The organism is Novosphingobium flavum, from assembly GCF_014230315.1.
In the GTDB taxonomy this organism is placed as follows: Bacteria; Pseudomonadota; Alphaproteobacteria; order Sphingomonadales; family Sphingomonadaceae; genus Novosphingobium; species Novosphingobium flavum.
In genome coordinates this window covers 34,472-60,736 of record NZ_JACLAW010000003.1, presented here as the reverse complement: position 1 = coordinate 60,736, position 26,265 = coordinate 34,472, and the positions used below count along the sequence as shown (strand labels likewise).

Annotated in this window: 26 protein-coding genes; 10 read left to right on the top strand and 16 right to left on the bottom strand. The window is 67.3% G+C overall.

Features of this window, described 5'->3' with window-relative positions; all coding sequences use genetic code 11:
* Positions 1-6 precede the first annotated feature (6 nt).
* Both mutL and H7F51_RS04335 read left to right on the top strand, forming a co-directional pair.
* Positions 7-1,836: a DNA mismatch repair endonuclease MutL gene (mutL, locus tag H7F51_RS04340; protein WP_185663018.1), complete on the top strand. Its 1,830-nt coding sequence runs from the start codon at positions 7-9 to the stop codon at positions 1,834-1,836.
* Entirely contained in the window at positions 1,836-2,354 is a 519-nt protein-coding gene (locus H7F51_RS04335; protein ID WP_185663017.1) for a hypothetical protein, read from the top strand. Before mutL ends, H7F51_RS04335 begins: the two co-directional genes overlap by 1 nt.
* A gap of 15 nt (positions 2,355-2,369) precedes the next feature.
* Here the strand turns inward: H7F51_RS04335 and H7F51_RS04330 are convergent, their stop codons facing one another.
* Genes H7F51_RS04330 through ychF form a run of 4 tightly spaced genes read right to left on the bottom strand, consistent with a single transcriptional unit; the run spans position 2,370 to position 5,745 of the window.
* Entirely contained in the window at positions 2,370-3,716 is a 1,347-nt protein-coding gene (locus tag H7F51_RS04330; protein WP_185663016.1) for a hypothetical protein, read from the bottom strand.
* A 58-nt stretch (positions 3,717-3,774) separates the two neighbouring features.
* Positions 3,775-4,116, bottom strand: a complete 342-nt coding sequence (locus H7F51_RS04325; protein ID WP_185663015.1) for a hypothetical protein — start codon at positions 4,114-4,116, stop codon at positions 3,775-3,777.
* A 42-nt stretch (positions 4,117-4,158) separates the two neighbouring features.
* Positions 4,159-4,623: a MaoC family dehydratase gene (locus H7F51_RS04320; protein WP_185663014.1), complete on the bottom strand. Its 465-nt coding sequence runs from the start codon at positions 4,621-4,623 to the stop codon at positions 4,159-4,161.
* A 21-nt stretch (positions 4,624-4,644) separates the two neighbouring features.
* Positions 4,645-5,745 carry a redox-regulated ATPase YchF gene (gene ychF, locus H7F51_RS04315; protein WP_185663013.1) on the bottom strand — a complete coding sequence of 367 codons (1,101 nt, stop codon included), beginning with the start codon at positions 5,743-5,745 and terminating at the stop codon, positions 4,645-4,647.
* A gap of 207 nt (positions 5,746-5,952) precedes the next feature.
* Here ychF and H7F51_RS04310 point away from each other — a divergent pair, with 207 nt between their 5' ends.
* Positions 5,953-6,402 carry an RcnB family protein gene (locus H7F51_RS04310; RefSeq protein WP_185663012.1) on the top strand — a complete coding sequence of 150 codons (450 nt, stop codon included), beginning with the start codon at positions 5,953-5,955 and terminating at the stop codon, positions 6,400-6,402.
* 99 nt (positions 6,403-6,501) lie between these two features.
* Here the strand turns inward: H7F51_RS04310 and pth are convergent, their stop codons facing one another.
* The 4 genes from pth to H7F51_RS04290 all read right to left on the bottom strand — a co-directional run bounded on the left by pth (position 6,502) and on the right by H7F51_RS04290 (position 9,640).
* Positions 6,502-7,071, bottom strand: coding sequence for an aminoacyl-tRNA hydrolase (pth, locus tag H7F51_RS04305; RefSeq protein WP_185663011.1), 570 nt, complete (start codon positions 7,069-7,071; stop codon positions 6,502-6,504).
* Between the two features lie 68 nt (positions 7,072-7,139).
* Entirely contained in the window at positions 7,140-7,748 is a 609-nt protein-coding gene (locus H7F51_RS04300; protein ID WP_185663010.1) for a 50S ribosomal protein L25/general stress protein Ctc, read from the bottom strand.
* Between the two features lie 108 nt (positions 7,749-7,856).
* The gene (locus tag H7F51_RS04295; RefSeq protein ID WP_185663009.1) at positions 7,857-8,711 is read right to left on the bottom strand and encodes a TraB/GumN family protein; all 855 of its coding nucleotides are present in this window, start codon (positions 8,709-8,711) and stop codon (positions 7,857-7,859) included.
* Positions 8,708-9,640, bottom strand: a complete 933-nt coding sequence (locus tag H7F51_RS04290; RefSeq protein ID WP_185663008.1) for a TraB/GumN family protein — start codon at positions 9,638-9,640, stop codon at positions 8,708-8,710. Before H7F51_RS04290 ends, H7F51_RS04295 begins: the two co-directional genes overlap by 4 nt.
* 115 nt (positions 9,641-9,755) lie before the next feature.
* Between H7F51_RS04290 and H7F51_RS04285 the strand changes: the two genes are divergently transcribed.
* From H7F51_RS04285 to ppdK, 3 genes are read left to right on the top strand one after another with little or no spacing between them, the layout of a single operon-like run.
* Positions 9,756-10,658, top strand: coding sequence for a glycine--tRNA ligase subunit alpha (locus tag H7F51_RS04285; protein WP_185663007.1), 903 nt, complete (start codon positions 9,756-9,758; stop codon positions 10,656-10,658).
* A complete protein-coding gene (glyS, locus tag H7F51_RS04280; RefSeq protein WP_246447811.1) occupies positions 10,655-12,979 on the top strand; it encodes a glycine--tRNA ligase subunit beta in 2,325 nt (774 codons plus the stop codon). The genes H7F51_RS04285 and glyS overlap by 4 nt, the downstream gene beginning before the upstream one ends.
* A 44-nt stretch (positions 12,980-13,023) precedes the next feature.
* Positions 13,024-15,687: a pyruvate, phosphate dikinase gene (gene ppdK / locus H7F51_RS04275; RefSeq protein WP_185663005.1), complete on the top strand. Its 2,664-nt coding sequence runs from the start codon at positions 13,024-13,026 to the stop codon at positions 15,685-15,687.
* A gap of 36 nt (positions 15,688-15,723) precedes the next feature.
* Here the strand turns inward: ppdK and H7F51_RS04270 are convergent, their stop codons facing one another.
* Positions 15,724-16,470: a class I SAM-dependent methyltransferase gene (locus H7F51_RS04270; RefSeq protein WP_185663004.1), complete on the bottom strand. Its 747-nt coding sequence runs from the start codon at positions 16,468-16,470 to the stop codon at positions 15,724-15,726.
* Between the two features lie 45 nt (positions 16,471-16,515).
* Between H7F51_RS04270 and H7F51_RS04265 the strand changes: the two genes are divergently transcribed.
* A complete protein-coding gene (locus tag H7F51_RS04265) occupies positions 16,516-17,253 on the top strand; it encodes a ComF family protein (protein WP_185663003.1) in 738 nt (245 codons plus the stop codon).
* Between the two features lie 365 nt (positions 17,254-17,618).
* Positions 17,619-17,996 (top strand): phosphoribosyl-AMP cyclohydrolase, encoded by a 378-nt coding sequence (gene hisI, locus H7F51_RS04260; protein WP_185663002.1) that lies wholly within the window; start codon positions 17,619-17,621, stop codon positions 17,994-17,996.
* Between the two features lie 16 nt (positions 17,997-18,012).
* Here hisI and H7F51_RS04255 read toward each other — a convergent pair whose 3' ends face one another.
* The 5 genes from H7F51_RS04255 to tyrS all read right to left on the bottom strand — a co-directional run bounded on the left by H7F51_RS04255 (position 18,013) and on the right by tyrS (position 22,743).
* Positions 18,013-18,723 (bottom strand): dienelactone hydrolase family protein, encoded by a 711-nt coding sequence (locus H7F51_RS04255; protein ID WP_185663001.1) that lies wholly within the window; start codon positions 18,721-18,723, stop codon positions 18,013-18,015.
* Positions 18,720-19,637, bottom strand: coding sequence for a cysteine synthase A (gene cysK / locus H7F51_RS04250; protein ID WP_185663000.1), 918 nt, complete (start codon positions 19,635-19,637; stop codon positions 18,720-18,722). Before cysK ends, H7F51_RS04255 begins: the two co-directional genes overlap by 4 nt.
* Positions 19,634-20,953, bottom strand: a complete 1,320-nt coding sequence (locus tag H7F51_RS04245; RefSeq protein WP_185662999.1) for an MFS transporter — start codon at positions 20,951-20,953, stop codon at positions 19,634-19,636. Before H7F51_RS04245 ends, cysK begins: the two co-directional genes overlap by 4 nt.
* Before the next feature lie 126 nt (positions 20,954-21,079).
* Positions 21,080-21,418, bottom strand: a complete 339-nt coding sequence (locus H7F51_RS04240) for a PilZ domain-containing protein (RefSeq protein ID WP_185662998.1) — start codon at positions 21,416-21,418, stop codon at positions 21,080-21,082.
* Between the two features lie 98 nt (positions 21,419-21,516).
* Entirely contained in the window at positions 21,517-22,743 is a 1,227-nt protein-coding gene (gene tyrS / locus H7F51_RS04235) for a tyrosine--tRNA ligase (protein WP_185662997.1), read from the bottom strand.
* A 65-nt stretch (positions 22,744-22,808) separates the two neighbouring features.
* On the opposite strand from tyrS, the gene H7F51_RS04230 reads away from it, so the two are divergent.
* Positions 22,809-23,369: a DOMON-like domain-containing protein gene (locus tag H7F51_RS04230; protein ID WP_185662996.1), complete on the top strand. Its 561-nt coding sequence runs from the start codon at positions 22,809-22,811 to the stop codon at positions 23,367-23,369.
* Positions 23,366-24,574 (top strand): exo-beta-N-acetylmuramidase NamZ family protein, encoded by a 1,209-nt coding sequence (locus H7F51_RS04225; protein WP_185662995.1) that lies wholly within the window; start codon positions 23,366-23,368, stop codon positions 24,572-24,574. The genes H7F51_RS04230 and H7F51_RS04225 overlap by 4 nt, the downstream gene beginning before the upstream one ends.
* Here the strand turns inward: H7F51_RS04225 and ygiD are convergent.
* A complete protein-coding gene (gene ygiD / locus H7F51_RS04220) occupies positions 24,568-25,368 on the bottom strand; it encodes a 4,5-DOPA-extradiol-dioxygenase (protein WP_185662994.1) in 801 nt (266 codons plus the stop codon). The two genes, H7F51_RS04225 and ygiD, sit on opposite strands and share 7 nt — an antisense overlap.
* Positions 25,365-26,261 carry a DUF817 domain-containing protein gene (locus H7F51_RS04215; RefSeq protein WP_185662993.1) on the bottom strand — a complete coding sequence of 299 codons (897 nt, stop codon included), beginning with the start codon at positions 26,259-26,261 and terminating at the stop codon, positions 25,365-25,367. Before H7F51_RS04215 ends, ygiD begins: the two co-directional genes overlap by 4 nt.
* Positions 26,262-26,265: the final 4 nt, after the last annotated feature.

Below are 26,265 nucleotides of genomic sequence, written 5' to 3'. Positions count from 1 at the left end.
AGCCCCATGCCCACCATTCGCCGCCTGCCCGAAAACCTTGTCAACCGCATTGCCGCCGGCGAGGTGGTGGAGCGGCCCGCCGCGGCGCTCAAGGAACTGGTCGAGAACGCGATCGACGCGGGTTCGACCCAGATCGCGGTGCGCCTCGCCAATGGCGGGCTCGACCTGATCGAGGTGACCGACGACGGCTGCGGCATGGCGCCTGACGAGATGGCCCTCGCGCTCGAACGCCATGCCACCTCGAAGCTGCCCGACGAGGCGATCGAACTGGTGGCGACGCTCGGTTTCCGGGGCGAGGCGCTGCCTTCGATCGCCTCTGTCGCGCGGCTGACGCTGGAGAGCCGGGCCAAAGGCGCGGCCGAAGGCTGGCGGCGGGTGGTCGATCACGGCCAACTGGCCGGTGAAGGCCCGGCCGCCCTGCCGCCCGGCACGCGCATCCGGGTCGAGGACCTGTTCGGCCGGGTGCCGGCGCGGCGCAAGTTCCTGCGCTCGCCGCGCAGTGAATATGCGGCCTGCCTCGACGTGGTCCGCCGGCTTGCCATGGCCCGGCCCGAGATCGGCTTTACGCTGGAGCATGACGGGCGCCGCGCCTTGGCCGTGCAGGGCGGGGAGGGGCTGGCCAATCGCGTGGCCCGGCTGGTGGCGCGTGAACTGGCCGAGGATGGAGTGGTGATCGACGCCGAGCGCGGGTTCGCCCGGCTGACCGGGGTGGCGGGCCTGCCGACCTTCAACCGGGGCGTGGCCGATCACCAGTATCTCTTCGTCAATGGCCGCCCGGTGAAGGACCGTCTGCTGGTGGGGGCCGTGCGCGGCGCCTATGCCGACATGCTGGCGCGAGACCGTCACGCCGTGCTGGCCCTGTTTCTTGAGGTTCCACCTGAAGAAGTGGACGTAAACGTCCATCCCGCAAAGACCGAGGTGCGTTTCCGCGATCCGGCTTTCATCCGGGGGTTCCTCGTTTCGGGCCTGCGCCACGCGCTGGAGAGCGAGGGGAAGCGCACGGCGCAGACCCCGGCGGCCGGAGCCATGGGTAATTGGCAGGCCGAGCCTCTGGCGCCGCTCGGGCCGCAGTCTGCGTTCCCGTCCAGTGGCGGGACGAGTGCGGCGCCGTTGTGGCCGGCTGCCAGCCCTTCGCTGTTCGGCGCGCCGCGCGTGTCCGAGGCCGGGCAGGCCTGGCGGGGCTATGAGCAGGCCGTCATGGCCCCGGCGGGCCGCGCCGAAGTGGCCGAGCCGCTGGAGCCGGAGCAGGCCGAGTTTCCGCTCGGGGTCGCGCGCGGGCAAGTGGCGCACACCTATATCGTCGCCGAGGCGGCGGATGGCCTCGTCATCGTAGACCAGCACGCCGCCCATGAACGCCTTGTGCTGGAACGGCTCAAGGCGGCCGGGGCGGGGGACAAGGTGGCGGCGGCGCAGGCGCTGCTCCTGCCCGAAGTGGTCGAACTCGACGAACCGGCCTGCGACCGGCTGGAGGAGAACGCCGGCAAGCTGGCCACGTTCGGGCTGGCGATCGAACGGTTCGGGCCGAACGCCATGCTGGTGCGGTCGATCCCGGCGCCGCTGGCGAAGAGCGACGTTTCCGCGCTGGTGCAGGACATCGCCGACGATCTGGCCCAGAACGGCGACGTGCTGCTCCTGGGCGAGCGGCTCGACCACGTGCTGGCAACGATGGCCTGCCATGGATCCGTCAGGGCGGGCCGTGCGTTGTCGGTGGCAGAGATGAATGCCCTGCTGCGCGAGATGGAGCGTACCCCCCGGTCCGGCCAGTGCAATCACGGCCGGCCGACGTGGGTGAAGCTGGCTCACGGCGATATCGAGAAGCTGTTCGGGAGAAAGTGATGACCAAGCCTGCGGTAGCCACCCTGCTCGTGCTGCCGCTGCTGTCGTCCGCCTGCCACCAGGGCGAAAGCGCCGCGCAGCAGGCGGCCGAGGATGCCCGCGCGGTCGCCATGGTCGAAGCTGTCCAGACCGCAGCGCCGCCGCCTGCGCCGATCGAACTCCAGCCGATCACCGCCGCCGATATCGAGAAGAACGGCATATATGGCGCAGGCTGTTCGCTGGTCCCGGCGGCCCAGCCCGGCGGCGATCCGGTGATGATGGCCAATGACCGCCGCGCCGCGATCAAGCTCGCGGGGCGGTTCGTCACTTTCGCCGCCGATATGGGCAGCCCGGTTCTCGCTGTGGGCACGCGCGGGCACTATGTGGGCAAGGCCCAGACCCTGACGATCGCGCGCTCGCCCGGTGATGGCACCAGCCTGGGGCAGGATGCCATGCGCTGGGAAGGCAGCGTGACCGTGCGCGATGCGCACGATCAGCTGGTCTATTCGGCCTCGGGCGAGCTGACCTGCTCGTCTTGAGGCTGGTGGCCGGGCTTACCGGTCGAGCCAGAAACGCAGGAACAGGGTGCCCTGAACCGGGGTCTTGCCATAAACCGTGCCGAGCGCCGCGGGCGTGAGGAACACCGCGCCGCTGGCGCCCAGCGCCAGCCCGACCCGGCCAAGGCGGACCTTGCGGGCATAGCCGGCCTGAAGCTTGGTCACCTTGAAGGGCTGGTCATGCAGCGGGTCGGCATGGTCAGGGAACAGTTCGTCGTTGGTGACATTCTCGATCCGGCCGAACACGGCGTTGCGCAGGTCGAAGTTCCAGTTCGCTTCGGCCAGCCATGCGGGCAGGGTCGTCTCCCCGCTCCGGCGCCTGGCGCTGTAGCCGAGCATCGCGGTCAGCCCGCCGCCGCTGGCATAGTGCGCCGACGCGGTGAAGCGCCGCTCGTTGGATCCGGGGTGCGTGATCTCGGGCGCCTTGATCCAGCCGTAGCTCGCCTGCACGGCCCAGCGCGGATTCGGGGTCAGGGTGGCGCGGACCGACCACGAATCGAGCCGTGGGGTTTCGATGTCCCAGCGGTTCTCGTCCGGCTCCCGCCCCCGGAAGGCCGAGGCTTCGAGCTGCCAGAGCGGCGCTGACAGCCCCGCCGTGACCACGCCGTAAGTGATATGGGTCGAATCGAGCCAATGGTGGGAGATCGGCGGCTCGGGATTCAACGAGGCTGACAGGCGGTGCACGAAGGCGCTGGGGCCGAGCGCCGGCTCGCCCACCGGGCCGCCATAGACGAACAGGGTGGTTCCAGCGCCGAGCTTGATGTCGGCGCGGGCGGACAGTTCCATGAATAGGTCATGCGGGTGCTGCCGGTCGACCAGCGGCGCGCCGCCGGCGGTCTCGCCCGTGGCGAAGAGATTAGGATAGCCGCGCGCGTTCATGGCCGGTTCGGCGCTCATCATGGCGGAGAACTGGAACGTCATCGCCTCGGTGTCGCGGGTGGCCGAGGCCATCAGCATCGAGGTGACATAGGCCATGTCCGACCCGCGCGGACCGCTGGCGGAGGTGTAATTCAGGTTGGTGGCGGCATGGGCCATGATGTTCCAGCCGCCGGTATCCGCCATGATGCCGGGCATCATTCCTTCGGCGCCGGGCAGGCGCGAGGTGCCGGAGCCGGCGGTCCATTGCGCGCGGGCGGGCATGGGGTGATCCATCCGGGAATGGTTCATTGCGGTGTGCTCCATGGCCATGTCGTCCATGGCGTCGACGGTGGGTTCCGGGGGCGGTGCGGTCGGCGCGGCGCCGTGTTCCGCGTGGGCGGCGTGATCGGTCGGCTGGTCCTGCGCGCTGGCGGGACTGGCGATGAGGCCGGCGCAGCCAAGCGCCAGCAGCGAAATCTGCTTCATGTTGGAAAAGTCCTGTCCTGTCGTGAGCAAACGCCGCGAGAGCGGCGCGCGTAACAGGTCAGGCCCGCGGCGGCGGGGTTTCCGGATCGCGCAGGTGGCCGATGCCGGAAGCGGCGAGCGCCGGGCGCGGCGCCAAACCGCGCCATTCGACGACAGGCGGCATGGCCGCGATCCCGCCGCTGTCGGCGACGCAGCCGATGCAGTCATGCGCCGGAGCGACGGGCGGGGAGTGCCGTTCGTCGGTCGGCTGGCGTTGATCGTGCCCGTTCATCGCGTGGGCGGCGGCATGATGCTCATGAGCCGGCATCGCGGGGGCCGTGTGCTCATGCGCCACGGGCAGCGCCGCCGCCGGAAGGGCGAGGCAGAGAACCAGAAGGGCCATGAGGACTCGGCGGAGCATGGCCCCATGCCTAGCCGGTCAGGGGCCGAACGGGAAGCTCGGCTAGTCCCGCTCGGGATGGCGAACGCGGATCATTCCGGTCGAATCGTAGGACATGACCACCTCGCCATGCTGGTTCAGGGTTTCGAGGTGGAGGAACATCAGCCCCATTTCCGGGCGGCTGGAACTGCGGCGCTTGCCGTTGAGGACAAGGCGGCACGAGAGCCGGTCGCCCGGATAGACCGGGCGGTGCCAGCGCAGGTTGTCGGTCCCCGCCCCGCCCATGCCGGCCTGGTGCGAGAGGACATGATCGGCCAGCATGCGCATCGAGAAGGCCGCTGTTTGCCACCCGCTGGCCGCGAGCTTGCCGAACGGGCCCGCTGCCGCCGCCTCGTCATCGAGGTGAAACGGCTGCGGGTCGTACTTGCGGGCAAATTCCAGCACGTCCTCGCGCGTGACCGGCTCGTCTCCGAATCGCAGTTCGGTGCCGACCGCGAGATCTTCGTAGTGAGCCTTGTCCGCGCTCATGGCCCGTTCGATGCCGAACGGTCAGACGTTGAACTTGAAATGCAGGCAGTCCCCGTCCTGCACCACGTATTCCTTGCCTTCCTGCCTGAGCTTGCCGGCATCCTTCGCGCCGCCTTCGCCGCCGAGCGACACGTAGTCGTCATAGGCGATGGTTTCTGCCCGGATGAAGCCGCGCTGCATGTCGGAATGGATCTCGCCCGCAGCGTCCGGGGCCTTTGCGCCCTTGTGCACGGTCCAGGCGCGGGCCTCCTTGGGGCCAACGGTGAAGAAGGTGATCAGGTGGAGCAGCTCGTAACCGGCGCGGATCACGCGGGCGAGGCCGGTTTCGTGCAGGCCCATCTCCTCCAGGAACACGGTGCGCTCTTCCGGGTCCATGCCGACCAACTCGGCCTCGATCGCGGCTGAGACGATCACGGCATTGGCGCCCTCGGCCTTGGCCTTCTCGAACACGCGGGCGGAGAAGGCGTTGCCCTCGGCCGCGCTCTCTTCCTCGACGTTGCAGACGTAAAGCACCGGCTTTGCAGTCAGCAATTGCGCCTGAAGGAAGACGCGGGCTTCCTCTTCGTCCTTGGGCTTGGTCAGGCGGGCGGGTTTGCCTTCGCGCAGCAGGTCGAGCGCCTGGCCGAGGACCGAGGCAATGATCTTGCTTTCCTTGTCGCCTTGCGCGGCCTTCTTCTGGGCGGCGGGGACGCGCTTCTCGAGGCTTTCAAGGTCGGAGAGCATCAGCTCGGTCTCGACTGTCTCGGCATCCGAGATGGGATCGACCTTGTTGTCGACATGCTGGATGTCATCGTTCTCGAAACAGCGCAGCACGTGGACGATCGCGTCCACCTCGCGGATGTTGCCGAGGAACTGGTTGCCAAGGCCCTCGCCCTTGCTCGCCCCGCGCACGAGGCCGGCGATGTCGACGAAGCCGAGCTGGGTCGGGATGATCTTCTGGCTGCCCGCGATCTTCGCCAGGGCATCGAGCCGAGGATCGGGCACGCCCACATTGCCGACGTTCGGCTCGATCGTGCAGAACGGATAGTTCGCCGCCTGCGCCGCCTGCGTCTCGGTCAAGGCGTTGAACAGCGTCGACTTGCCGACGTTGGGCAGGCCGACGATCCCGCAACGAAAACCCATCTTGCACTCCGATAAACTGCTGGTTGCCGCGCCCCTTAGCCGGGCCGGGCCGCTTTGGCCAGTTGCCAGCGCGACTGGCGATTTCACAAGCTTTCGCTCGGATTAACGCGCTCAGCCCACCGCTTGTCGCGTCCCTTCCGCCGTCGTGGGCGGAACATGACGCGGCATCAGGGGTTTGCCCGAAGTCACCCCACCGGGAGAATAAACATGAACAAGTACCTCACCAGCACTGTTGCCGCGCTCGTCGCAGTGGGCAGCGTGGTGACAGCCATTCCTGCCCAGGCGCAGTACCGCAACCGCGACAGCGACCGCGACGGTGTGCCGGATCGCCGCGAATGGAACCGTGACCGCGACCGTGACGGCCGGCCCGACCAGTATGACCGCCGCGACAATCGCCGCGACAATCGGCGCGACCGCCACACCTGGCGCTATTATGGCGGCAACTACGGCTACAACGGCTATCAGGGCCGTTGGCGCACCGGTCAGCGCTACCCCTACTGGCGCGACCGTGGCTACTACATCACGAACTATTCGTACTATGGCCTGCCGGCCCCGCGCCCGGGCTATCGCTACTACCGGGCCGATAACGGCGATATCGTGATGGCTGCCGTGGCCACGGGCCTGATCGGCCTGATCATCGGCGGCGCTCTGCGCTAAACCTGGTCGGGCTAAACCTAACCGGATTGTCTCCGTCCCGCGTGGGCGGGGGCGGTCTCTCGAAATCGCGAAAGGGTCGCTCCCGAGGGAGCGGCCCTTTCAGCCGTTCTGGCGCAGGGCGACGTCGCTCATGAAGCGCGCGTCGCCGCCCTTGGCGAGCCATTCGGCCTCGCCGGCGATTGCGCCGAGCATGTCGGACAGGGCGTCGATCTCGCTCTTGGCATAGTTGCCGAGGACGTGGCCGGTCACCCGGTCCTTGTGGCCGGGGTGGCCGATGCCGATCCGGACCCGGCGGAAATCGGGCCCGAGGTGCTGGTCGATCGAGCGCAGGCCGTTGTGGCCGGCAAGGCCGCCGCCGGTGCGCACCTTGACCTTCATCGGAGCGAGGTCGAGCTCGTCATGGAACACGGTCAGCGCCTCGACGCCGAGCTTGTAGAAGCGCAGCGCCTCTCCGGCCGCGCGGCCGCTCTCGTTCATGAAGGTGGCGGGTTTGAGCAGGAGGATCTTCTGGCCGCCGATGCGGCCTTCCTGGGCCCAGCCCTGGAACTTTTTCTGCACTGGCCCGAAGCCATGCACCTCGGCGATGGTGTCCACCGCCATGAACCCCACGTTGTGCCGATGCAGCGCATATTGCGGACCGGGATTGCCGAGGCCGACCCAGACTTGCATGGCTTGGGGTGTTTACCTGAGAAAAGAGGAAAGAGGGCCGCGCACCGAGGCGCGGCCCCCGAAATCCATTACGCCGTAGGCGTTTCGTTGTCGCCTTCTTCGCTCTTCAGCGAGGAGGGGGCAACGATGGTCGCGATCGTGAAGTCGCGGTCGGTGATCGCCGAGGCGACGCCGGCCGGCAGGTTCACGTTGCTGATGTGGATCGAGGCGCCGATGTCGAGACCGGCAACGTCGATCTGGATCTCGTCGGGGATCGAATCCGGCGCGCAGACCAGTTCGAGCTCGTGACGGACGATGTTCAGCACGCCGCCCTTCTTGAGGCCGGGCGAGCCGGCTTCGTTGACGAAGATCACCGGCACTTCGACGTGGACCTGATGGTCAGCCGAGATGCGCAGGAAGTCCGCGTGGACCGGACGGTCGCTCACGGGGTGGAAGGCCACGTCCTTGGGAAGCGTCCGCACCTTGGCGCCATCGACCTCGATCTCGACGATCGAGTTGAAGAAGTGACCGGTCATCAGCTGACGGACCAGTTCCTTCTCCTCAACGTGGACGCTGAGGGGTTCTTCGTTGTTGCCGTAAACTACGGCGGGGACACGGCCCGTGCGGCGCAGACTGCGGGAGGCTCCCTTGCCAACCCGATCGCGCGCCTCGGCCGGCAGGTTAAGCGTTTCGCTCATGGACTTGCCTTTCGAATTGCGATTGAAGTTTGTTTCTCCCGCCACGCCTCCAGGGATGACCATGACGGGAAGCGGCGGCCCCTAAGCGCAAAGCGGCGGAAAAGCAAGCTATTCCACCCGGCGTACGGTCCACCCCCGCTGGACGAGCAGGGCGGGCAGGCCATCGGGCCCGGCAAGGTGCGCCGCGCCGACCGCGACGAAGGGGTGGCGCCCGGCCCTGAGCATGGTGTCGAGCTGTCCGGTCCAGTCGCGGTTGCGCGCTGAATAGAGCGCCTCGCGCAGTTCGGGATCGGCCAGAAGGCCCTGGTGCGTGGCCTCGGCGATGGTCTTCATGTTGCCGGTGCGCCAGGCTTCAGCGATGCGGCTTTCGTCATCCGGCTCGCCCGCGCCGCGAATGACAGCCGCGAGCAGGTCGCGCTGCTCGGTCTCGGGCAGGGCGTCGAAAATGCCGAGCTGCCGCCGCGCGCCTTCGAATTCGCCCACCGGCAGGCCCGGCTCGGCATTCGTCAGTGCCCGGTCGATCCCGTTGGCCGGATCGCCGGCCTTGGTTACGGCCTGGGCAAGCTCCAGCGCCGCAGCCCAGGTCTCGGTCTCGGCGAAGGCGGTGTCTGACAGGCCCTTGTCATTGAGAATGCGGGCGAGGGCAGGGCGCAGGTCAGGCGCGATCCGCTGGGTGAGTGGCGGCTGGCCGGGGCTCCTCGCCAATTCGCCAAAGACCTGCGCCGTGGCCGTGTCGTCGTTGATCCGGGCGATTTCCATCACGATCGAATCGGCCCCGCGCAGGGCTGCATCGACCTTGTCGGTGCGCCAGCCGACCTTTTGGGGCAGTGCGTGGATGGTGCCGAACAGCCAGCCTTTCTCGCCCTGCGGTCCGCTCACTTCCCACAGCGCTGGATTGGCCGGCTGGGCCCGCGAGCAGGCCCCGAGCAGCGCCAGCGCGGCGAGCGCAGCGACGGGCTTCACTGGATGCGCTCGACCTTCAATCCGTTCTTGGTCAGCATGGTCAGCATTGATTCCTTGCCCGCGAGGTGCCCCGCGCCGACCGCGACGAAGACCGTGCCCGGCTCGGCCATGCGCTTCTTCGCCCAGTTGGCCCACATCTTGTTGCGCCCGGTCAGCAGCACGGCGGAAATGCGCGGATCGTCTTCCTTGTCGTTGAGCAGTTCGGCGAGCTTGTCGGCATGGCCCGCGCTCCACTCGCGGATCATCGCTGCCAGTTCGGTATCGAGCGTGGGCAGGCCGTCGATCACGTCGCGCAGGTACTTCTTCTGGACCTCCATCGGCAGGCCGTCGAACAGGGACAGCTGGTAGGCCGCCGTTTCGAGGCCCATCCGGGGTTTGCCCAGTTGCTTGGCCGCGGCGGAAATGGTTTCCTCGGCCCCGGTATCGGCGCTGTAGCCCTCCTTGGCGAGCGGCAGGGTGGTCAGCGCGACGGCGGCGTACCACGGCTCGAACCGGTCGAAGGCCTCGGGCGGGAGCTTGAACGAGGCCAGAGCGCCTTCCAGCTTGGCCTTGTCCTCGGCCGAGAGCAGGCCGCGTAGGGTCTGGCTTGCCGGAAGCATGGCGTTGGACAGGATTGCGTTCTGCATCTCCTTCGCGTCGGTCTCGGGAATCTCGGTGACAAGCTGGTCCGACTTGCGGAAGGCGGCCTCGACCGGCCCGGTCAGCCAGTTCACCCCGGCCGGCAGGGCGTGGATCGTGCCGAACAGGTAGATCGTGGTGTCCTTGTCCGACAGCTTCCACAGCGCGGGCGTGACCGGTACGGTGGGCGGCGTCGTGGCTGCAGCCGCCGCGGCCGGGATGGGCGCGAGCTGCTGTGCCGCTCCGGGCGCGGCCAGCGAGGCAAGGGCGGCAAGAACGGGAAGGGCGAGCGAACGGAGGGCAAGGCGCATGATCACGGCCTATAGCGGGTAAACCTGCCAAGAGATGAACGGAAATTGACATGGCACCGTTTGCAGGCCGTGTGCACGGTTGATTCCCCGCGCGCCATCCGCCAAAGGCGCCCTCATGACGGATACCGCCGCACCGCTGTCCTTCCAGGACATGATCCTGCGCCTCCACGCCTTCTGGAGCGCGCAGGGCTGCCTCATCCTCCAGCCTTATGACATGCGCATGGGCGCGGGTACCTTCCACCCGTCGACCACTCTGCGCGCGCTCGGCCCGCAGCCGTGGAAGGCGGCCTATGTCCAGCCCTCGCGCCGGCCGACCGACGGGCGCTATGGCGAAAACCCGAACCGACTGCAGCACTATTACCAGTATCAGGTGATCCTGAAGCCTAACCCGGAAAACCTGCAGGAACTCTATCTCCAGAGCCTCGCCGCGATCGGCGTCGATCCGCTCGCCCACGATATCCGCTTCGTGGAGGATGACTGGGAAAGCCCCACGCTGGGCGCCTGGGGGCTGGGCTGGGAAGTCTGGTGCGACGGGATGGAAGTGACCCAGTTCACCTATTTCCAGCAGGTCGGCGGGTTCGACTGCAAGCCGGTGGCGGGTGAGCTGACTTACGGGCTCGAGCGTCTCGCCATGTATATCCAGGGCGTGGACTGGGTCTATGACCTCAAGTTCAACAACGACGGCGTGACCTATGGCGAGGTGTTCCTCGAGAACGAACGCCAGATGTCGAAGTACAACTTCGAGGTCGCGGACACGGATTCGCTGTTCCGCGGCTTCCAGGCGGCTGAGGCCGAGTGCAGGCGCTGCATCGAGGCCGAAGTTCCGCTCGCCGCCTATGACCAGGCGATCGAGGCGAGCCACCTGTTCAACCTGCTGCAGGCGCGCGGCGTGATCTCGGTGCAGGAACGCGCCAGCTACATCGGCCGGGTGCGTGATCTCGCCAAGGGTTCGTGCGAGGCGTGGATCAGGAAGAACGAGGCCGAATGGGCCGAGAAGTTCCCGGGGTGGACGGTATGAGCGATCAGCTTGCATCTGGCGCGGCCGCAAAGGCGCGTGATTTCCTCCTCGAACTGCGCTCCGAGGAGATCCCGGCGCGGATGCAGGCCGGTGCCCGCGCGAGCCTTGAGAAACTGTTCCGCGAGCAGATGGCTGGCGCCGGTGTTTCGGTCGGCGCGGTCACGGTCTATTCGACCCCGCGCCGCCTCGCGCTGATCGCCAAGGGCTTGCCGGACGCGACCGCCGCCGTTTCCGAAGAGGTGAAGGGACCGCGCGTCGGCGCGCCGCCGCAGGCGCTCGAAGGCTTCCTGCGCAAGACCGGGCTGACCGCCGAGCAATTGACCGAGCGTGACGGCGTGCTTTTCGCCATCACCGAAAAGCCTGGCCGCGATACCCGCGCCGTGCTGGGCGAGGCGATCCCGGCGATCTGCCGCGCCTTCCCGTGGCCCAAGTCGATGCGCTGGGGCAAGGCCTCGATCAGCACCGAGAGCCTGCGCTGGGTGCGCCCGCTTTCGGGCATCGTTGCCATTTTCGGGCAGGATCTGGTCGAGTGCGAGGTCGGCGGTGTCCGCTCGGGCTATGCCACTCTCGGCCACCGCTTTCACCATCCGGGCCAGATCACCATCGGCACGGCGGACGATTATGTGGAGAAGCTGCGCGCCTGCCACGTCCTGGTCGATCATGCCGAGCGTGAAGGCATGGTCCGCGAGCTGGCCCGGGCCGCCGCGGTGAATGCCGGGCTGGTGCTGGTCGAGGACGAAGGTCTGGTGATCGAGAACGCGGGCCTGACCGAATGGCCGGTGCCGCTGCTCGGCCGGTTTGACGAGGATTACCTCGAGGTTCCGCCCGAGACGATCCAGCTTACCGCGCGGACCAACCAGAAGTATTTCATCTGCCGTGACGGCGCGGGCAATCTTGCCAACGCCTTCGTCTGCACCGCCAATATCGAGGCGAGCGACGGCGGCGCGGCGATCGTGAACGGCAACCGCAAGGTGCTGGCCGCGCGCCTCTCCGACGCGCGCTTCTTCTGGCAGCAGGACCGTAAGACCCCGCTTTCGGTCCACGCCGAGAAGCTGGCGCGGATCACCTTCCACGAGAAGCTGGGGACGGTGGCCGACAAGGTCGAGCGCGTGGCGAAATTGGCCGAATGGCTGGCCAGCGAAGGGATCGTGCCGAACTGCGACCCTGCGCTCGCCCGCCAGGCGGCCGAACTGTGCAAGGCCGATCTCGTCACCGAAATGGTCGGCGAATTCCCTGAGCTGCAGGGCCTGATGGGCGGCTACTATGCCCGCGCCGAAGGTCTGCCCGACGCCGTGGCCGACGCGATCCGCGACCATTACAAGCCGGTCGGGCAGGGCGATGAAGTGCCCACCGCGCCGGTGACCGTGGCCGTGGCGCTCGCGGACAAATTGGACACCTTGGCGCAGTTCTTCGTTGAAGGTCTGACGCCAACCGGATCGAAGGACCCGTTCGCCTTGCGTCGGCAAGCCTTGGCGGTGCTGGCGGTCCTGCAGGAAAACAGGCTGCGGGTAGGGCTGAAAATGGCCCTCGCCGTAGAGATGGCGCGCGGTGTCGCTTACCGCGCGGGCCGGGTTGACGCGGATTCCGAAGTTTACGCGGCGCAGGCACTCGCCAACCTGGGTGAGGCGATGCCTGTCGACGATGTTGTCTGGGCGAACGCGGAGGAGCGCAAGCAGTCCGCAGTAACCCTTTCGATGCACCGGGCTGTCGATGGAACGGAGGCCCTGCTCAATTTTCTCGCCGAGCGGCTCAAGGTCCAGCAAAAGGAAGCCGGCGTCCGGCATGATCTGATCGATGCCGTGTTCGCGCTGGGCGGGGATGGCGATTTCGTCCGCCTGTTGGCGCGGGTCCAGGCGCTTCAGGCATTTGTCGGCACCGATGATGGTGTGAACCTGCTCGCCGGGTACAAGCGCGCGGCCAATATCCTCAAGAAGGAAGACTGGCAGGGCGCCGATGTGACCATTCCGCGTTCGGGCGACGAGGACCCGCTGTCGGGCGTCGACGATCCCGACATGCGCGAGGTGGCGCTCGCCCGCAGCCAGATGGTTCATCCTGCCGACTACGTCATGGAACCGGCAGAGGCCGCGCTCGTCGCGGCGCTGAACAAGGCGCAGCCGGCTGCGCGCGCGGCGGTTGCGGCGGAAGATTTCGCGGCGGCCATGGCGGCCCTCGCAGCCCTGCGCGGCCCGATCGATGCGTTCTTTGATGCGGTTACGGTCAATGATGCGGATGCTAACAAGCGCGCGACGCGGCTTGATTTGCTCGCGCACTTCCGTGATGCAGTGCAACACGTAGCCGATTTTTCCCGTATAGAGGGCTGAGCCAAGGCTTGGCGTTGACCCATGCAGGGTGGAGTGAGCAGGTCATGAGTGCATACGTATTCACCTTCGGCGGCGGCGTTCGTCACGAGGATCCGCGCAGCCGCGACAAGACCATTGTCGGCGGCAAGGGCGCGAACCTGGCCGAGATGGCCGGGATTGGCCTGCCGGTGCCGCCGGGCTTCACCATCACCACCGAGGAATGCATCCGCTATCTCGCGGAAGGGGCTGACTTTTCAGATGAGCTGCGCGCCGGAGTGAAGGCTGCGCTTGGCCATATCGAGCAGGCCGTGGGCAAGAGCTTCGGCAATCCCGCCGATCCGCTGCTGGTGTCGGTCCGCTCGGGCGCGCGCGTCTCGATGCCGGGGATGATGGACACCGTGCTCAACCTCGGCCTCAACGACGAGACCGTTGAAGGCCTCGCCGCGATCTCCGGCGACAAGCGCTTTGCCTGGGACTCTTACCGCCGTTTCATCCAGATGTATTCCGACGTGGTGCTGGGGGTTGACCATCACCTGTTCGAAGATGCCCTGGAAATCGCCAAGGAAGACAATGGCTTCTACGCCGATGTCGATATGGAGGCGGAGCACTGGCAGGCCCTCGTCGGGGAATACAAGCAGATCGTCGCGCGCGAACTGGACAGGCCTTTCCCGCAGGATGTGAACGAACAGCTGTGGGGCGCGATCGCCGCCGTGTTCGATTCGTGGGATTCGGACCGCGCCAAGGTCTATCGCCGCCTGAATGACATTTCGGGCGACTGGGGCACCGCGGTCAACGTCCAGGCCATGGTCTTCGGTAACATGGGCAATACCTCGGCCACCGGCGTTGCCTTCACCCGCGACCCGGCGACCGGCGAGCGCGCCTATTATGGCGAATGGCTGGTCAATGCCCAGGGCGAGGACGTCGTCGCCGGCATTCGCACGCCGCAGTACCTGACCAAGGCCGCGCGCGAGCGGGCCGGGGCCAAGCCGCTGTCGATGGAAGAGGCCATGCCGCAGGCCTACGGTGAACTCGCCGACGTGTTCGAGTTGCTCGAGAAGCACTACAAGGACATGCAGGACATCGAGTTCACGGTCGAGCGCAGCAAGCTGTTCATGCTCCAGACCCGCTCGGGCAAGCGCACGGCCAAGGCCGCGCTGCGCATGGCAGTCGAGATGGTCGAGGAAGGCCTGATCGACGAGGCGACGGCGGTGAAGCGGGTCGACCCGATGGCGCTCGACCAGTTGCTCCACCCCACGCTTGATCCCAAGGCTCCGCGCGACGTGCTGGGTAAGGGCCTGCCGGCCTCGCCCGGCGCCGCTTCGGGCGCGATCGTGCTTGATGCCGATACGGCCGAGCGGCTTGCCGGGCGCGGCGAGGCGGTGATCCTCGTCCGTGTCGAGACCAGCCCGGAAGACATCCACGGCATGCACGCGGCCAAGGGTATCCTCACCGCGCGCGGCGGCATGACCAGCCACGCCGCTGTGGTCGCCCGCGGCATGGGCCGCCCCTGCGTTTCGGGCGCCTCGCAGCTCTCGATCGACATGGGCGCGCGCACGCTCAAGATCGGCGGGCGCAGCCTCAAGGAAGGCGACGTGATCACGCTCGACGGCGCGACCGGCGACATCATGGCCGGTCTCGTGCCGACGATCGAGCCCGAGCTGGTCGGCGATTTCGGCACGCTGATGCTCTGGGCCGACAAGCACCGCCGGATGAAGGTGCGCACCAACGCCGAAACTCCGGCCGATTGCCGCATGGCCCGCCAGTTCGGCGCTGAGGGCATCGGCCTGTGCCGCACCGAGCATATGTTCTTCGATGCCAGCCGCATTTCGGCCGTGCGCCAGATGATCCTGGCCGAAGACGAAGCCGGCCGCCGCGCCGCCTTGGCCAAGCTGCTCCCCGAACAACGGGCTGACTTCAAGGCGATCTTCGAGATCATGGCCGGCCTGCCGGTCACGATCCGCCTGCTTGATCCGCCGCTGCACGAGTTCCTGCCCCACACCGAGGCCGAGTTCGCCGAATTGTCGGACGCGATTTCGATCGGGGTCGAGACGCTTAAGCGCCGGGCGGACGAGCTGCACGAGTTCAACCCGATGCTCGGCCATCGCGGTTGCCGCCTCGGCATCACCTTCCCCGAAATCTACGAAATGCAGGCCCGCGCCATTTTCGAGGCGGCCTGCGAGGTCGCCGCGGCCTCGGGCGAGGCGGTCGTGCCGGAAGTGATGATCCCGCTCGTTGCCACGAGGCGCGAGCTGGAAATCCTCAAGGCGCTGGTCGACCGCACGGCGCAGGCCGTGTTCGCCGAGCAGGGCCGCACGCTCGGCTACATGGTCGGCACGATGATCGAACTGCCGCGCGCGGCGCTGATGGCGGGCGAGATCGCCGAGGTGGGCGAGTTCTTCTCCTTCGGCACCAACGACCTGACCCAAACCACGCTCGGCCTCAGCCGCGACGACAGCGCCAAGTTCCTCGGCGCCTATGTCGACCAGGGGATCTTCCAGCGCGATCCGTTCGTCAGCCTCGATGTCGATGGTGTCGGCCAGCTCGTCCGCCTTGCCGCCCAGCGCGGCCGGGCGACCCGCGAGGACATCAAGCTCGGCATCTGCGGCGAACATGGCGGCGATCCGGCCTCGATTGCCTTCTGCGAGAAGACCGGGCTGGACTACGTCTCGGCCTCGCCGTTCCGCGTGCCGATCGCGCGGCTGGCGGCGGCTCAGGCGGCGCTGGGCTGATAATGGATTTGGGGCGGGGGCTTGCGGCCCCTGCTCCTATTTCCTCAAGGCCCAGCCCGACAGGGTCAGCAATTCAAACCGTTCGGTAACGCGCCCGTCCTGATCCGCCTCGGCGGCAAAGGCGGCCTCGGCGCGCGCGCGCGCGGCCTTGCCGAGGGGAGGGCCGGACTGGGTCAGCACGCCCGACAGGCCCTGATCGCGCAGGTCCTCGACCAGCCGGTTGAGCGTGCCGTAGCGCACCGCGAGCGAACGGCTGTCGGCCACCGGATCGGCAAAGCCCGCGCGCTGGAGCAATTGGGCCCCAGCGCGGACGTCGACCTGCGGGTGGATGCGCGGCGAGGGGCGCTCACCGTCGGCGGCGAGCATCACCGCCCGCAGGCTCGGCAGGCTGCCTGCGCCCAACATGGTCACGAGCGCCAGCCCGCCCGGCGTAAGGGCGCGGCGGGCATGGATCAGGGCGCCGGGCAGGTCGTTCGCCGTATCGTGGGCAAAGACTGAGACGATCGTGTCGTAGCCGCCAGTGGGCCACGGTTGCTCCAGCGCGAAAGTGCCTGCCTCCGCCGCTAGGCCCAGCGCTGCGGCGATCACCCCGGCCGGATCGCCGAGTACCAGTACCCGGCCCGGCTCATGGCGCAGGAAGCCAAGCCGCTCGGCCACATCCTCGGCCACGTCTTCGAGAAGGAAGCGCGCGGCATCGGCCCGGCCTTGCCGCGCGGCCATCCGGGCGGCCTGCGCGGCGCGGCGATGTGGGGCGAAGATCTCGGGAGTTGTGGGCTGGTCCATGGCGGCGGCTTGCCCCGCTCGCCCGGGCATTGCAAGCATGGCGCCATGCGCATTCACCCGGCCATCGCGCCGCTGATCGACCTTGTATTCCCGCCGCGTTGCCCGCTGTGCAGCGAGGCCATCGCCGTGCAGGAAGGGATCTGCGCGGCATGCTGGTCCGAACTGTCCATTCCGGGCCATCCCTGCTGCGCCGCGTGCCAGCGCCCGTTTACCGATCCTGTTGACGACAATTCGCTGTGCGCCGTCTGCCTGGCCGAGCCGCCACGGCATGATGGGATCGCCGCCGCGACCCTTTACAACGAGCCTTCCCGCCGCCTCGTTCTCGCTTTCAAGCGCGGCGGCAACATCGCGCTGGCACCGTGGCTGGCGCGGCTGATCGAGGCGCGCCTGCCGCCGGTGGGGGCGGACTGGCTGGCCGTGCCGGTGCCCTTGCACCGCTGGCGGTTGTGGAGTCGTGGCTACAACCAGTCGGCCCTGCTGGCCGGCGAGATCGCGCGGGACCTTGGCATGTCGATGCTGGTCGATGGTCTGCTGCGGGTGAAGCAGACGCCCAGCCTTGGCGGGCTCGGCGCCCGGCAGCGCGAGCAGGCGCTGAAAGGTGCGATTGCGATCAATGCGAGGCACGCGGAGCGGCTGAAAGGCGCGAAGATCGTGCTTGTCGACGACGTCCTGACTAGTGGCGCGACCAGCGAAGCCTGTGTGCGTGCGCTGAAACGGGCCGGGGCGGACAAGGTGGTGATAGCCTGTTTCGCGCGCGTGCTGAACGAATCGCTCCCGGGGTGAGTTAGCGATCCCAGGTTCCGCAAGCCGACAAACGAAAACGCCCGGAACCGAAGCTCCGGGCGTCCTCGTGACGAAACCGTCCGGGTGCCGCTTCCGCGGTTCGGCGATCGCCCCCACGATCGCTTCACCCAATCCCTCAATTCAGGCGGCCCTGCATTTCGCGGGTCCCGGCCTATTTACCCCTGAACCATGGCACTTTTGCCTGGTTCCGCCGGATCGGCGGGCGGTTCCCTGTCGAACCGCACGGCCCTTGTTCATCGAATCGACAGGAAAGAAAAGTGCCATGCGCGGCATTGTTGGATTTTGGGTCGGGTCTGTGGTTATCGTGCAACACGTTAACCTTTGAAATGCCGAAAGGACTTACCATGGCCGACAGCGCCAGCGCCGAGCGCGAACAAGGCCGCAGATTCATGCCGAAATTCGACGACAAGGGCCTGCTCAGCGCGGTCGTCACCGACAGCGAATCCGGCGAGGTGCTGATGGTGGCCTTCATGGACCAGGCCGCGCTCGACGCCACGCGGCGCACGGGCAAGGCTCACTTCCATTCCCGTTCGCGCGGAAAGCTGTGGATGAAGGGCGAAAGCTCGGGCCACGTGCTCGAGGTGACCGAGATTCTGGTCGATTGCGACCAGGACGCGCTGGTGCTGAAGGCGCGCCCCGCTGGGCCAACCTGCCACACCGGCGCGCGCTCCTGTTTCTACCGCCTGCTCAACGGGGACGAACTGGAGCGGGTGGAGGGCTGAGCCCCCACCCGCAGGATCAGCCGTAGATTTCGTCCAGCAGGCCGCCCAGCGAAGCCCAGGACTGCCGGTCGGCGCTGGCGTCGTAGCCGAGGGCGGCAATGCCGCGCGCATCGCTGCCGGGATCGGTAAAGCCGTGCTTCACCCCGGCATAGGCATGGAAATGCCAGTTGGCCCCGGCGCCATCCATTTCCTCCCAAAAGGCGAGCACCTGCTCGCGCGGGACCATCGGATCGCGGTCGCCATGGCAGACGAGGATCCGCGCCTTGACCGGCGTGTCGGCGCTGGCCCTGCGCCCGGTTTCGAGCAGGCCGTGGAAACTGGCCACCAGTGCAAGGTCGGTGCCGGACCGGGCCAGTTCGAGCGCGGCCTGCCCGCCCATGCAGAAGCCGATGGCCGATGCTCGCAGGCCCCTCGCCTCTGGCAGGGCCAGCAGCGCGGTCAGGGCGGCGGCGAGGCGGGCGCGATAATGATCGACGTCGGCCCGCAATTCCCCGGCAAACAGCCGCCATTCCTCAGGCGAGCTGGCGGTCTTGCCGTAGAAATCGGCGACGAGCACGACGAAGCCGGTCTGCGCCAGCCGCAGGGCCTTGGCCTCGACCGCAGGGCTGAGGTTGGCGATGGTCGGAAACACCAGCACGGCCCCGCGCGGGACGCCGGCCGGGCGAGCAAGCCACCCGGTCAGCGCGGTCCCGCGATCGTCGTAGCGGTGTTCCTCAAGCCCGCTCATTCCGGCAGGAATTCCGGCACCGAAAGGTAACGCTCGCCGGTGTCGTAGTTGAAGCCGAGCACGCGGCTCCCCGCCGCGATTTCCGGCAGCTTCTGGGCGATGGCGGCAAGCGTCGCGCCCGAGCTGATCCCGATCAGCATCCCTTCCTCGCGCGCGGCGCGGCGGGCCCATTCCTTGGCCTCGGCCGGATCGACCTGGATCGCCCCGTCGATCGACTGGGTGTGCAGGTTGCCGGGGATGAAGCCGGCGCCGATGCCCTGGATCGGGTGCGGTCCGGGCTGGCCGCCCGAGATGACCGGCGAGAGCGTCGGCTCGACCGCATAGGCCTTGAGCTTGGGCCACACGGCCTTGAGCGTCTCGGCGCAGCCGGTGAGGTGGCCGCCGGTGCCAACGCCGGTGATCAGAACGTCGACCGGGCTGTCCGCAAAGTCGGTCAGCACTTCCTTGGCCGTCGTCTTGACGTGAACGTCGATGTTGGCCGGGTTTTCGAACTGCTGGGGCATCCACGAGCCGGGAATCTCGATGAGAAGCTCCTTCGCCCGCTCGATCGCGCCCTTCATCCCCTTTTCGCGCGGGGTGAGGTCGAAGGTGGCGCCATAGGCCAGCATCAGGCGGCGACGCTCGATCGACATCGATTCGGGCATGACGAGGATCAGCCTGTAGCCCTTGACCGCGGCGACCATGGCAAGGCCGATGCCGGTGTTGCCGCTGGTCGGCTCGACGATGGTGCCGCCGGGCTTGAGGCTGCCGTCAGCCTCGGCCGCCTCGATCATGGCGAGGGCGATCCTGTCCTTGATCGAGCCGCCCGGATTGGCGCGCTCGCACTTCACCCATACCTCGTGGTCGGGAAACAGGCGGGACAGGCGAACATGCGGGGTGTTGCCGATAGTGGCGAGAATCGAATCCGCTTTCATGTCGCTTGCTCCTTGGTGGGATTGGCAGCCTGTGGACTATAGGCTGAAGCAAAGGTTCGGGACTGGCGAAGGACCGGGAACAGGACCGACCAGAGTGCGGTGACGACTATCGCACCTACCCCCCCGAAGACAACCGCCCCCGTGGCACCGAGCAGCGCAGCGGCAATGCCGGACTGCATTTCGCCCAGTTCGTTGGAAGCCGAGATGGCGATGCCCGAGAGCGAGGCGACACGCCCGCGCATGTCGTTCGGGGTGGAAAGCTGGATCAGCGAACTGCGGATGAACACCGAGACCATGTCGGCCGCGCCCAGCACGGCCAGCATGGCGAGGCTGAGCAGGTAATTGCGGGAAATGCCGAAGATGGCGGTCGCCACGCCGAAAACGACCACGGCCCACAGCATCTTGACCCCCACGTTCCGCGCGACCGGGCGGACCGAGAGAACCACGGCCACGACCGCCGCGCCAACCGCCGGGGCGGCGCGCATCTGGCCCAGCCCCATCGGCCCGACGGCCTGGCCATGCCAGGTCAGGATGTCGCGGGCATAGACCGGGAGCAGCGCCGTGGCGCCCGCCAGCAGCACGGCGAACAGGTCGAGCGTGATGCAACCGAGCAGCATCGGCGAGCGCGAGACGAAGCGGAACCCGTCGATGATCTGGCGCACCGGGTGAACCTCGCGGTTGTTCGCGGGTGCGGGCAGGGGGCGAATCGTCAGCACCATCACCAGGCCGGTCGCCAGCAAGGCAGAGGCGATCCAGTAGGGCAGGGCGGGCGAGAGGGCGTAAAGCAGGCCGCCCATTGCCGGGCCGCCGATCGTGCCGATTTGCATGGCCATGGAGCTGGCGCCCACGCCGCGCGGGATCAGCGCGGGCGGGAGCAGGTTGGGCGCGATCGAGCTGACCGCCGGTCCGTAAAAGGCGCGCGCTACCCCGTGAAGCGAGGCGAGGCCCAGCAGCAGCGGCAGGCTGGCCGCCCCCAGCGCCGTGCTCAGGCCCAGCGAAAGGGCCATGACGAGATCGATGCCGAGCGAGAAGGCACCGACCTTGCGCCGGTCGTACCGGTCGGCGATCACGCCGGCGATCGGCGCGAGGAGCAACATCGGCACGAATTGCACCAATCCAACCACGCCGAGCTGGAATGCAGCCTGCCCCGGAGTCATCCCGTACTGGGCGCGGGCAACGTCATAGACCTGCCAGCCGAGCACCACGGCGATCGCCGCGGTGGCGAAGACCGAACAGACCCGCGTCAGCCAGAAGCGGCGAAAATCGGGAATTCCAAAGGGAGAAGACGGCGCGGGGGAGGAGACTTCGCTGGACACCCGCGGGCCATGCCAGCCTGTCGCCCGATTGCCAAGCGGGGCAAAGGTTTGCACCGCCAAAGCGGGCCTTGCCGGCCCGAGATTTCACACCCTCGGCAGGCGGGCGGACCCGGCCGGCGGCGCCGGTCAGCGCCGGGCGCGCAGACGCGGATTGGGTTGGAGATGGTCGATCAGGGCCATGAACTCGTTGGCGCGCACGATCCGTTCGAACTGGAAGCCGGCACGGTCTCCGTTCGTCCAGATCAGGTGGGCTTCGATCCGGCCGACCTGCGGCAGGCGGATCACCACGCGCTCGCCGCGGCCAAGCTCAAGCTCGCCCTGGGCCATGAAGCCATGGGCCGAAAGGTTGACGATATGCAGGTGGACGTCGCCGCGCTGGCGATGTTCACCGATCACCCGGCAATCGACCGGATGGCGGGTCGACCGACGCATGTCGGTGACGGACAGCTGTGCTCCTGCACCCATTTTGCGGCTCGGCTCCTTTCTCTGCGACCGGCAACAAATTGCCGGAGAAAGCCGAACATTTGGTAAACCCTGTGGCAAACCCTTAGCGGGCTCGCCGATCAGGCCGCAGGGCGCAGGATTCCGTGCTTTTTCTTACCCGAGGAGATGCGCAGCTCGGCCCCGCCAGGAATATGGTAACCATCTTCGCTGATCGCGACTCCGCCGACTCGCGCGCCGCCGCCGGAAACCAGCCGCTTGGCTTCGCCGCGGCTTGCCGCAAATCCGATACCGACCAGCGCATCGATGATGCCCAGCCCCTCGGCCGGCAGGTCGAATACCGGCAGGTCCTGGCCGAGACCGCCGCCGGCAAAGGTGGCCTGGGCGGTCGACTCGGCGGTGCGTGCTGCTTCCTCGCCCCGGCACAGCTTCGTCACCTCGTTCGCCAGGACCACCTTGGCGGCATTGATCTCATTGCCTTCGAGCGCTTCGAGCCGGGCGATCTCGTCGAGCGGCAGGTCAGTGAACAGGCGCAGGAAGCGGCCGACGTCGCGGTCGTCGCTGTTGCGCCAGAACTGCCAGAAATCGTAGGCGGGCAGGGCATCGTCGTTCAACCAGACCGCGCCGGCGGCGGTCTTGCCCATCTTCTTGCCGTCAGCCGTGGTCAGCAGCGGGGTAGTGAGGCCGAACACCTCGATCCCGTCCATCCGCCGGGTCAGCTCGACCCCGTTGATGATATTGCCCCACTGGTCAGACCCACCCATCTGCAGCCGCACGGCGGAGGTCTTGCACAGGTGGCGGAAGTCGTAGCCCTGCAGGATCATGTAGTTGAATTCGAGGAAGGTCATCGGCTGCTCGCGCTCCAGCCGCAGCTTGACCGAATCGAAGCTGAGCATCCGGTTGACCGTGAAGTGGGTGCCCACTTCCTGCAGCAGTTGGATGTAGCCGAGCTGGCCCAGCCAATCGTGGTTGTTGACCATGACCGCGTCGGTCGGCCCGTCACCGAACTTGAGCAGGCGCGAGAAGATCGTGCGGATCGAGGCGATATTGGCCTCGATCGTCTCGTCCGAGAGCATCTTGCGGCTCTCATCGCGCCCGGTCGGATCACCGATCCGGGTGGTTCCGCCGCCCATCAGCACGACCGGCTTGTGCCCGGCCTGTTGCAGGCGGCGCAGCATCATGATCTGCACCAGGCTACCGACGTGGAGCGATGGCGCCGTTGCGTCGAAGCCGATATAGGCCGGCACGATCCCCTTGCCCGCCAGCTCGTCGAGCCCTTCCGGGTCGGTCAGCTGGTGAATGTAGCCGCGCTCGTCGAGCAGGCGGAGGAGGGAGGAATTGTAAGTCATGACGGCCTTCTTGAATGAGGGGCGCCGCCTAGCACGGAGAATTGCACTTGGGAACGCTGCGCCTCATGCCTCACCCCGACAGCCCGCCGCTGGCGGTGACGGGAATCGAGGCGGCCGTCATCGGCCTTGACGCCCATTGGCTCCGGGTGCGCTGGCGGATCGAGGGTTCGGCGCGCCTGCTCGTCCCGCCCTTCGCGGGCAAGGGGCGGACGGACGGACTGTGGCAGCAGACTTGCTTCGAGCTGTTCATCAAGACCCCGGACGAGGATGGCTACGTCGAGCTCAACCTCTCCCCGTCCGAACGCTGGGCGGCTTACGATTTCGCCACCTATCGCGCCGGCATGGAGAACCGGGACATGCCGCGCGATCCCGATTGCACGATGCGCCTCGGCGGCAACATGGCGATCTTCGACGCCGCGATCCCGGTCGCGGCCCTGCCACCATTGCCTTGGAAGCTCGGCATTTCGGCGGTGATCGAGGAACTGGGCGAGGACGAGGATGCGCAGGCGGGGGAAGAGGCCTCGCCGGTCAAGTCGCTCTGGGCCCTGCGCCATGCCCCCGGCCAGCCCGATTTCCATTCTCCCGCTTGCTTCGCCGCCTCGCTTGCGGCACCCGAACGGGCATGACCTCGAGCTTCCAGACCGGTATCGACCGCCTCCTCGCGGAACCTTCCCTGCGCCATCCGCTGGAGGGCCGCCGCGTCGCCCTTGTCGCTCACCCGGCGAGCGTGACGGCGGACCTGACCCATTCGCTGGACGCGCTGATCGCGGCGGGGGTCAATGTCACCAGCGCCTTCGGCCCGCAGCACGGACTGAAGGGTGACAAGCAGGACAACATGGTCGAGACGGCCAACGAGCTCGACCCGGCCTACGGCATCCCGATCTACAGCCTCTACGGCGAGGTTCGCCGGCCGACGCCCGCGATGATGGACAGCGCCGATGTCTTCCTGTTCGACCTGCAGGACCTTGGCTGCCGCATCTACACTTTCGTCACCACCCTGCTCTACCTGTTGGAAGAGGCGGCGAAGAGCGGCAAGGCGGTGTGGGTGCTGGACCGGCCCAATCCCGCCGGTCGCCCGATCGAGGGCACCTCGCTGCTTGACGGCCATGAAAGCTTCGTCGGCGCCGGGCCCATGCCGATGCGCCACGGGCTGACGCTGGGCGAAATGGGCCACTGGTTCGTTCGCCACTTCAATCTCGATGTCGACTACCGGGTGATCCCGATGCACGGCTGGCAGCCCGAAGGGCCGGGCTTCGGCTGGCCGGAAAGCCGGATCTGGGTCAACCCTTCGCCCAATGCCGCCAATCTCAACATGGCCCGCGCCTATGCCGGCACGGTCATGCTCGAAGGGGCAACCCTGTCGGAAGGGCGCGGCACGACCCGTCCGCTCGAAGTCCTGTTCGGCGCGCCCGATCTCGATGCCAAGGCAGTTCTGACCGAGATGCAGCGCGTCGCACCCGAGTGGCTCGCCGGCTGCGCCCTGCGCGAATGCTGGTTCGAGCCGACCTTCCACAAGCACGCCAAGAGCCTGTGCAGCGCCCTGATGATCCATGCCGAGGGCGGGTTCTACGATCACCACAAGTTCCGCCCGTGGCGCCTTCAGGCGCTGGCTTTCAAGGCGATCCGGGGCCTCCACGGTGACTATCCGCTGTGGCGCGATTTTCCGTATGAGTACGAGTTCGACCGCCTCGCGATCGACGTGATCAACGGCGGTCCGGCCCTGCGGCAATGGGTCGATGATCCCGCCACCCAGCCGGCCGATCTCGAAACCATAGCCAGCGCCGACGAGCAACGCTGGGCTCACGACATCCGCGACCTGCTGCTTTACTGAACGGCCGCCAGCGCCGCCGGATCGCCGAGCAGGTAGGAAGTCATCGACAGCGCCCCGTCGAGCGTGTCGTTGAACGTGGTCACCTCGTCGCCCGCCTCGCGCGCGCCCACCGCATAGAGCAGCGGCAGGTAATGCTCGGCGCTGTTGATAGCATAAGCGGCCGCCTGATCGTCGACCGGAAACCGGGTGAGGGCCCCGCGATCATCGGCCGTCACCGCGCGGTTGATCCGCTCGCGGAATTCCACCGCCCAGTCCGGCTGGGTTCCCTTGGCCTGCCGCCACAGGGCAAGGTTGTGGATCACGTTGCCGCTGGCGACGATCAGCACCCCTTCGTCCCGCAGCGGGGCCAGTTTCTCCGCCAGCGCGAGGTGAGCCTCGGGGCCGAGCGTGCGGTCGAGGCTCATCGCCACGGTCGGCAGATATTCGCCCGGAAACAGCAGGTCGAGCACGCCCCACGTGCCATGGTCATAGCCCCAGGCATCGTCACGCAGCACCCTGTCCTCGCCGATCAGGGCAGAGACGCGCTCGACCATCCATTCGGGCGATTGGGCCGGATAGCGCCAGTCGAACAGCGCCTGCGGAAAGCCGTAGAAATCATGGATCGTGCGCGGATGCCCGGCGGCGGTGACATGGGTTCGCCCCTGCGTCTCCCAGTGCGCGCTCACGCACAGGACTGCGCGAGGGCGGGGCAGGGCCTTGCCCAATTCGGCCAGGGCGCGGCGTTCGGGGCCATCGGTGATCACGGTCATCGGCGACCCGTGGCCGACGAACAGGACTGGCAGGCGCTGGCTCATGCCGCGGATGTAGGAAGCCCGGCCTCGCCCGCCAAGTCCTTAGCTCGCTGCCCGATGCCGTGGACCAGCCCGACCAGCACGAATGAGATGTACATCAACAGATACCACGCCCCCAGCTTGCCGGGTGAAACAAGGTGCCAGCCGGCCCGCTGATCGGGATAGAGCCATGCATTGGAAAAGGTCCCGACATTCTCGGCCAGCCAGATGAACAGGGCGACCAGCAGCCATCCGAGCATCAGCGGCATCCAGCGATCCTCCTGCCAGACCCGGAACCAGATCCGCGTGCGTGCGAACAGCAGGGCGATCCCTGCAAACAACATCCACCGCACATCGACCAGCCAGTGATGCGCGAAGAAATTGACGTAGATCGCGATGGCCAGCACCACGGTGGCCCAGCGCGGCGGATAGAAAGAATAGCGAAAGTCGAAAATCCGCCAGACCCGCGCGATATAGCTTCCGACCGCGCCATACATGAATCCGGAAAACAGCGGCACGGCCCCGATCCGCAGCAGGCTTGGTTCGGGATAGAGCCATGATCCGGCGGCGGTCTTGAACAGTTCCATCACCGTTCCCACCACGTGGAAGGCGAGGATAACCTTGGCCTCGTCCAGTGTCTCCAGCCGCATGGCCAGCATCGCCAGCTGGATCGCCAGCGCCGCAAGGGTCAGGAAATCATAGCGCGCCAGCCCAGCGCCCGGCGGATACCACAAGTGCGTTCCCAGCAGCAGCGCCAGCATCAGGCCGCCGAACAGGCAGGCCCAGCCCTGCTTGAAGCCGAACAGCAGGAATTCATAGAGCCATGCGCGCCATCCCGGCCGGGGCGAGAAACGCTCCAGCCGGGCGCGGATCGCCGCGAAGCGGGTCTCGGCCAGTCCGATCCCGCCCTTCGTCATGCCA

Bases quoted from the DNA above. Each gene is read 5' to 3' on its own strand.
- mutL (WP_185663018.1), top strand. From the start codon at position 7: ATGCCCACCATTCGCCGCCTGCCCGAAAACCTTGTCAACCGCATTGCC.
- H7F51_RS04225 (WP_185662995.1), top strand. From the start codon at position 23,366: ATGACCTCGAGCTTCCAGACCGGTATCGACCGCCTCCTCGCGGAACCT.
- ppdK (WP_185663005.1), top strand. From the start codon at position 13,024: ATGAGTGCATACGTATTCACCTTCGGCGGCGGCGTTCGTCACGAGGAT.
- hisI (WP_185663002.1), top strand. From the start codon at position 17,619: ATGGCCGACAGCGCCAGCGCCGAGCGCGAACAAGGCCGCAGATTCATG.
- H7F51_RS04330 (WP_185663016.1), bottom strand. From the start codon at position 3,716: ATGAAGCAGATTTCGCTGCTGGCGCTTGGCTGCGCCGGCCTCATCGCC.
- H7F51_RS04290 (WP_185663008.1), bottom strand. From the start codon at position 9,640: ATGCGCCTTGCCCTCCGTTCGCTCGCCCTTCCCGTTCTTGCCGCCCTT.
- H7F51_RS04285 (WP_185663007.1), top strand. From the start codon at position 9,756: ATGACGGATACCGCCGCACCGCTGTCCTTCCAGGACATGATCCTGCGC.
- ygiD (WP_185662994.1), bottom strand. From the start codon at position 25,368: ATGAGCCAGCGCCTGCCAGTCCTGTTCGTCGGCCACGGGTCGCCGATG.
- H7F51_RS04300 (WP_185663010.1), bottom strand. From the start codon at position 7,748: ATGAGCGAAACGCTTAACCTGCCGGCCGAGGCGCGCGATCGGGTTGGC.
- H7F51_RS04255 (WP_185663001.1), bottom strand. From the start codon at position 18,723: ATGAGCGGGCTTGAGGAACACCGCTACGACGATCGCGGGACCGCGCTG.
- ychF (WP_185663013.1), bottom strand. From the start codon at position 5,745: ATGGGTTTTCGTTGCGGGATCGTCGGCCTGCCCAACGTCGGCAAGTCG.
- H7F51_RS04230 (WP_185662996.1), top strand. From the start codon at position 22,809: ATGCCTCACCCCGACAGCCCGCCGCTGGCGGTGACGGGAATCGAGGCG.
- H7F51_RS04335 (WP_185663017.1), top strand. From the start codon at position 1,836: ATGACCAAGCCTGCGGTAGCCACCCTGCTCGTGCTGCCGCTGCTGTCG.
- H7F51_RS04320 (WP_185663014.1), bottom strand. From the start codon at position 4,623: ATGAGCGCGGACAAGGCTCACTACGAAGATCTCGCGGTCGGCACCGAA.
- H7F51_RS04265 (WP_185663003.1), top strand. From the start codon at position 16,516: ATGCGCATTCACCCGGCCATCGCGCCGCTGATCGACCTTGTATTCCCG.
- cysK (WP_185663000.1), bottom strand. From the start codon at position 19,637: ATGAAAGCGGATTCGATTCTCGCCACTATCGGCAACACCCCGCATGTT.
- tyrS (WP_185662997.1), bottom strand. From the start codon at position 22,743: ATGACTTACAATTCCTCCCTCCTCCGCCTGCTCGACGAGCGCGGCTAC.
- H7F51_RS04240 (WP_185662998.1), bottom strand. From the start codon at position 21,418: ATGGGTGCAGGAGCACAGCTGTCCGTCACCGACATGCGTCGGTCGACC.
- H7F51_RS04325 (WP_185663015.1), bottom strand. From the start codon at position 4,116: ATGCTCCGCCGAGTCCTCATGGCCCTTCTGGTTCTCTGCCTCGCCCTT.
- pth (WP_185663011.1), bottom strand. From the start codon at position 7,071: ATGCAAGTCTGGGTCGGCCTCGGCAATCCCGGTCCGCAATATGCGCTG.
- H7F51_RS04215 (WP_185662993.1), bottom strand. From the start codon at position 26,261: ATGACGAAGGGCGGGATCGGACTGGCCGAGACCCGCTTCGCGGCGATC.
- glyS (WP_246447811.1), top strand. From the start codon at position 10,655: ATGAGCGATCAGCTTGCATCTGGCGCGGCCGCAAAGGCGCGTGATTTC.
- H7F51_RS04310 (WP_185663012.1), top strand. From the start codon at position 5,953: ATGAACAAGTACCTCACCAGCACTGTTGCCGCGCTCGTCGCAGTGGGC.
- H7F51_RS04270 (WP_185663004.1), bottom strand. From the start codon at position 16,470: ATGGACCAGCCCACAACTCCCGAGATCTTCGCCCCACATCGCCGCGCC.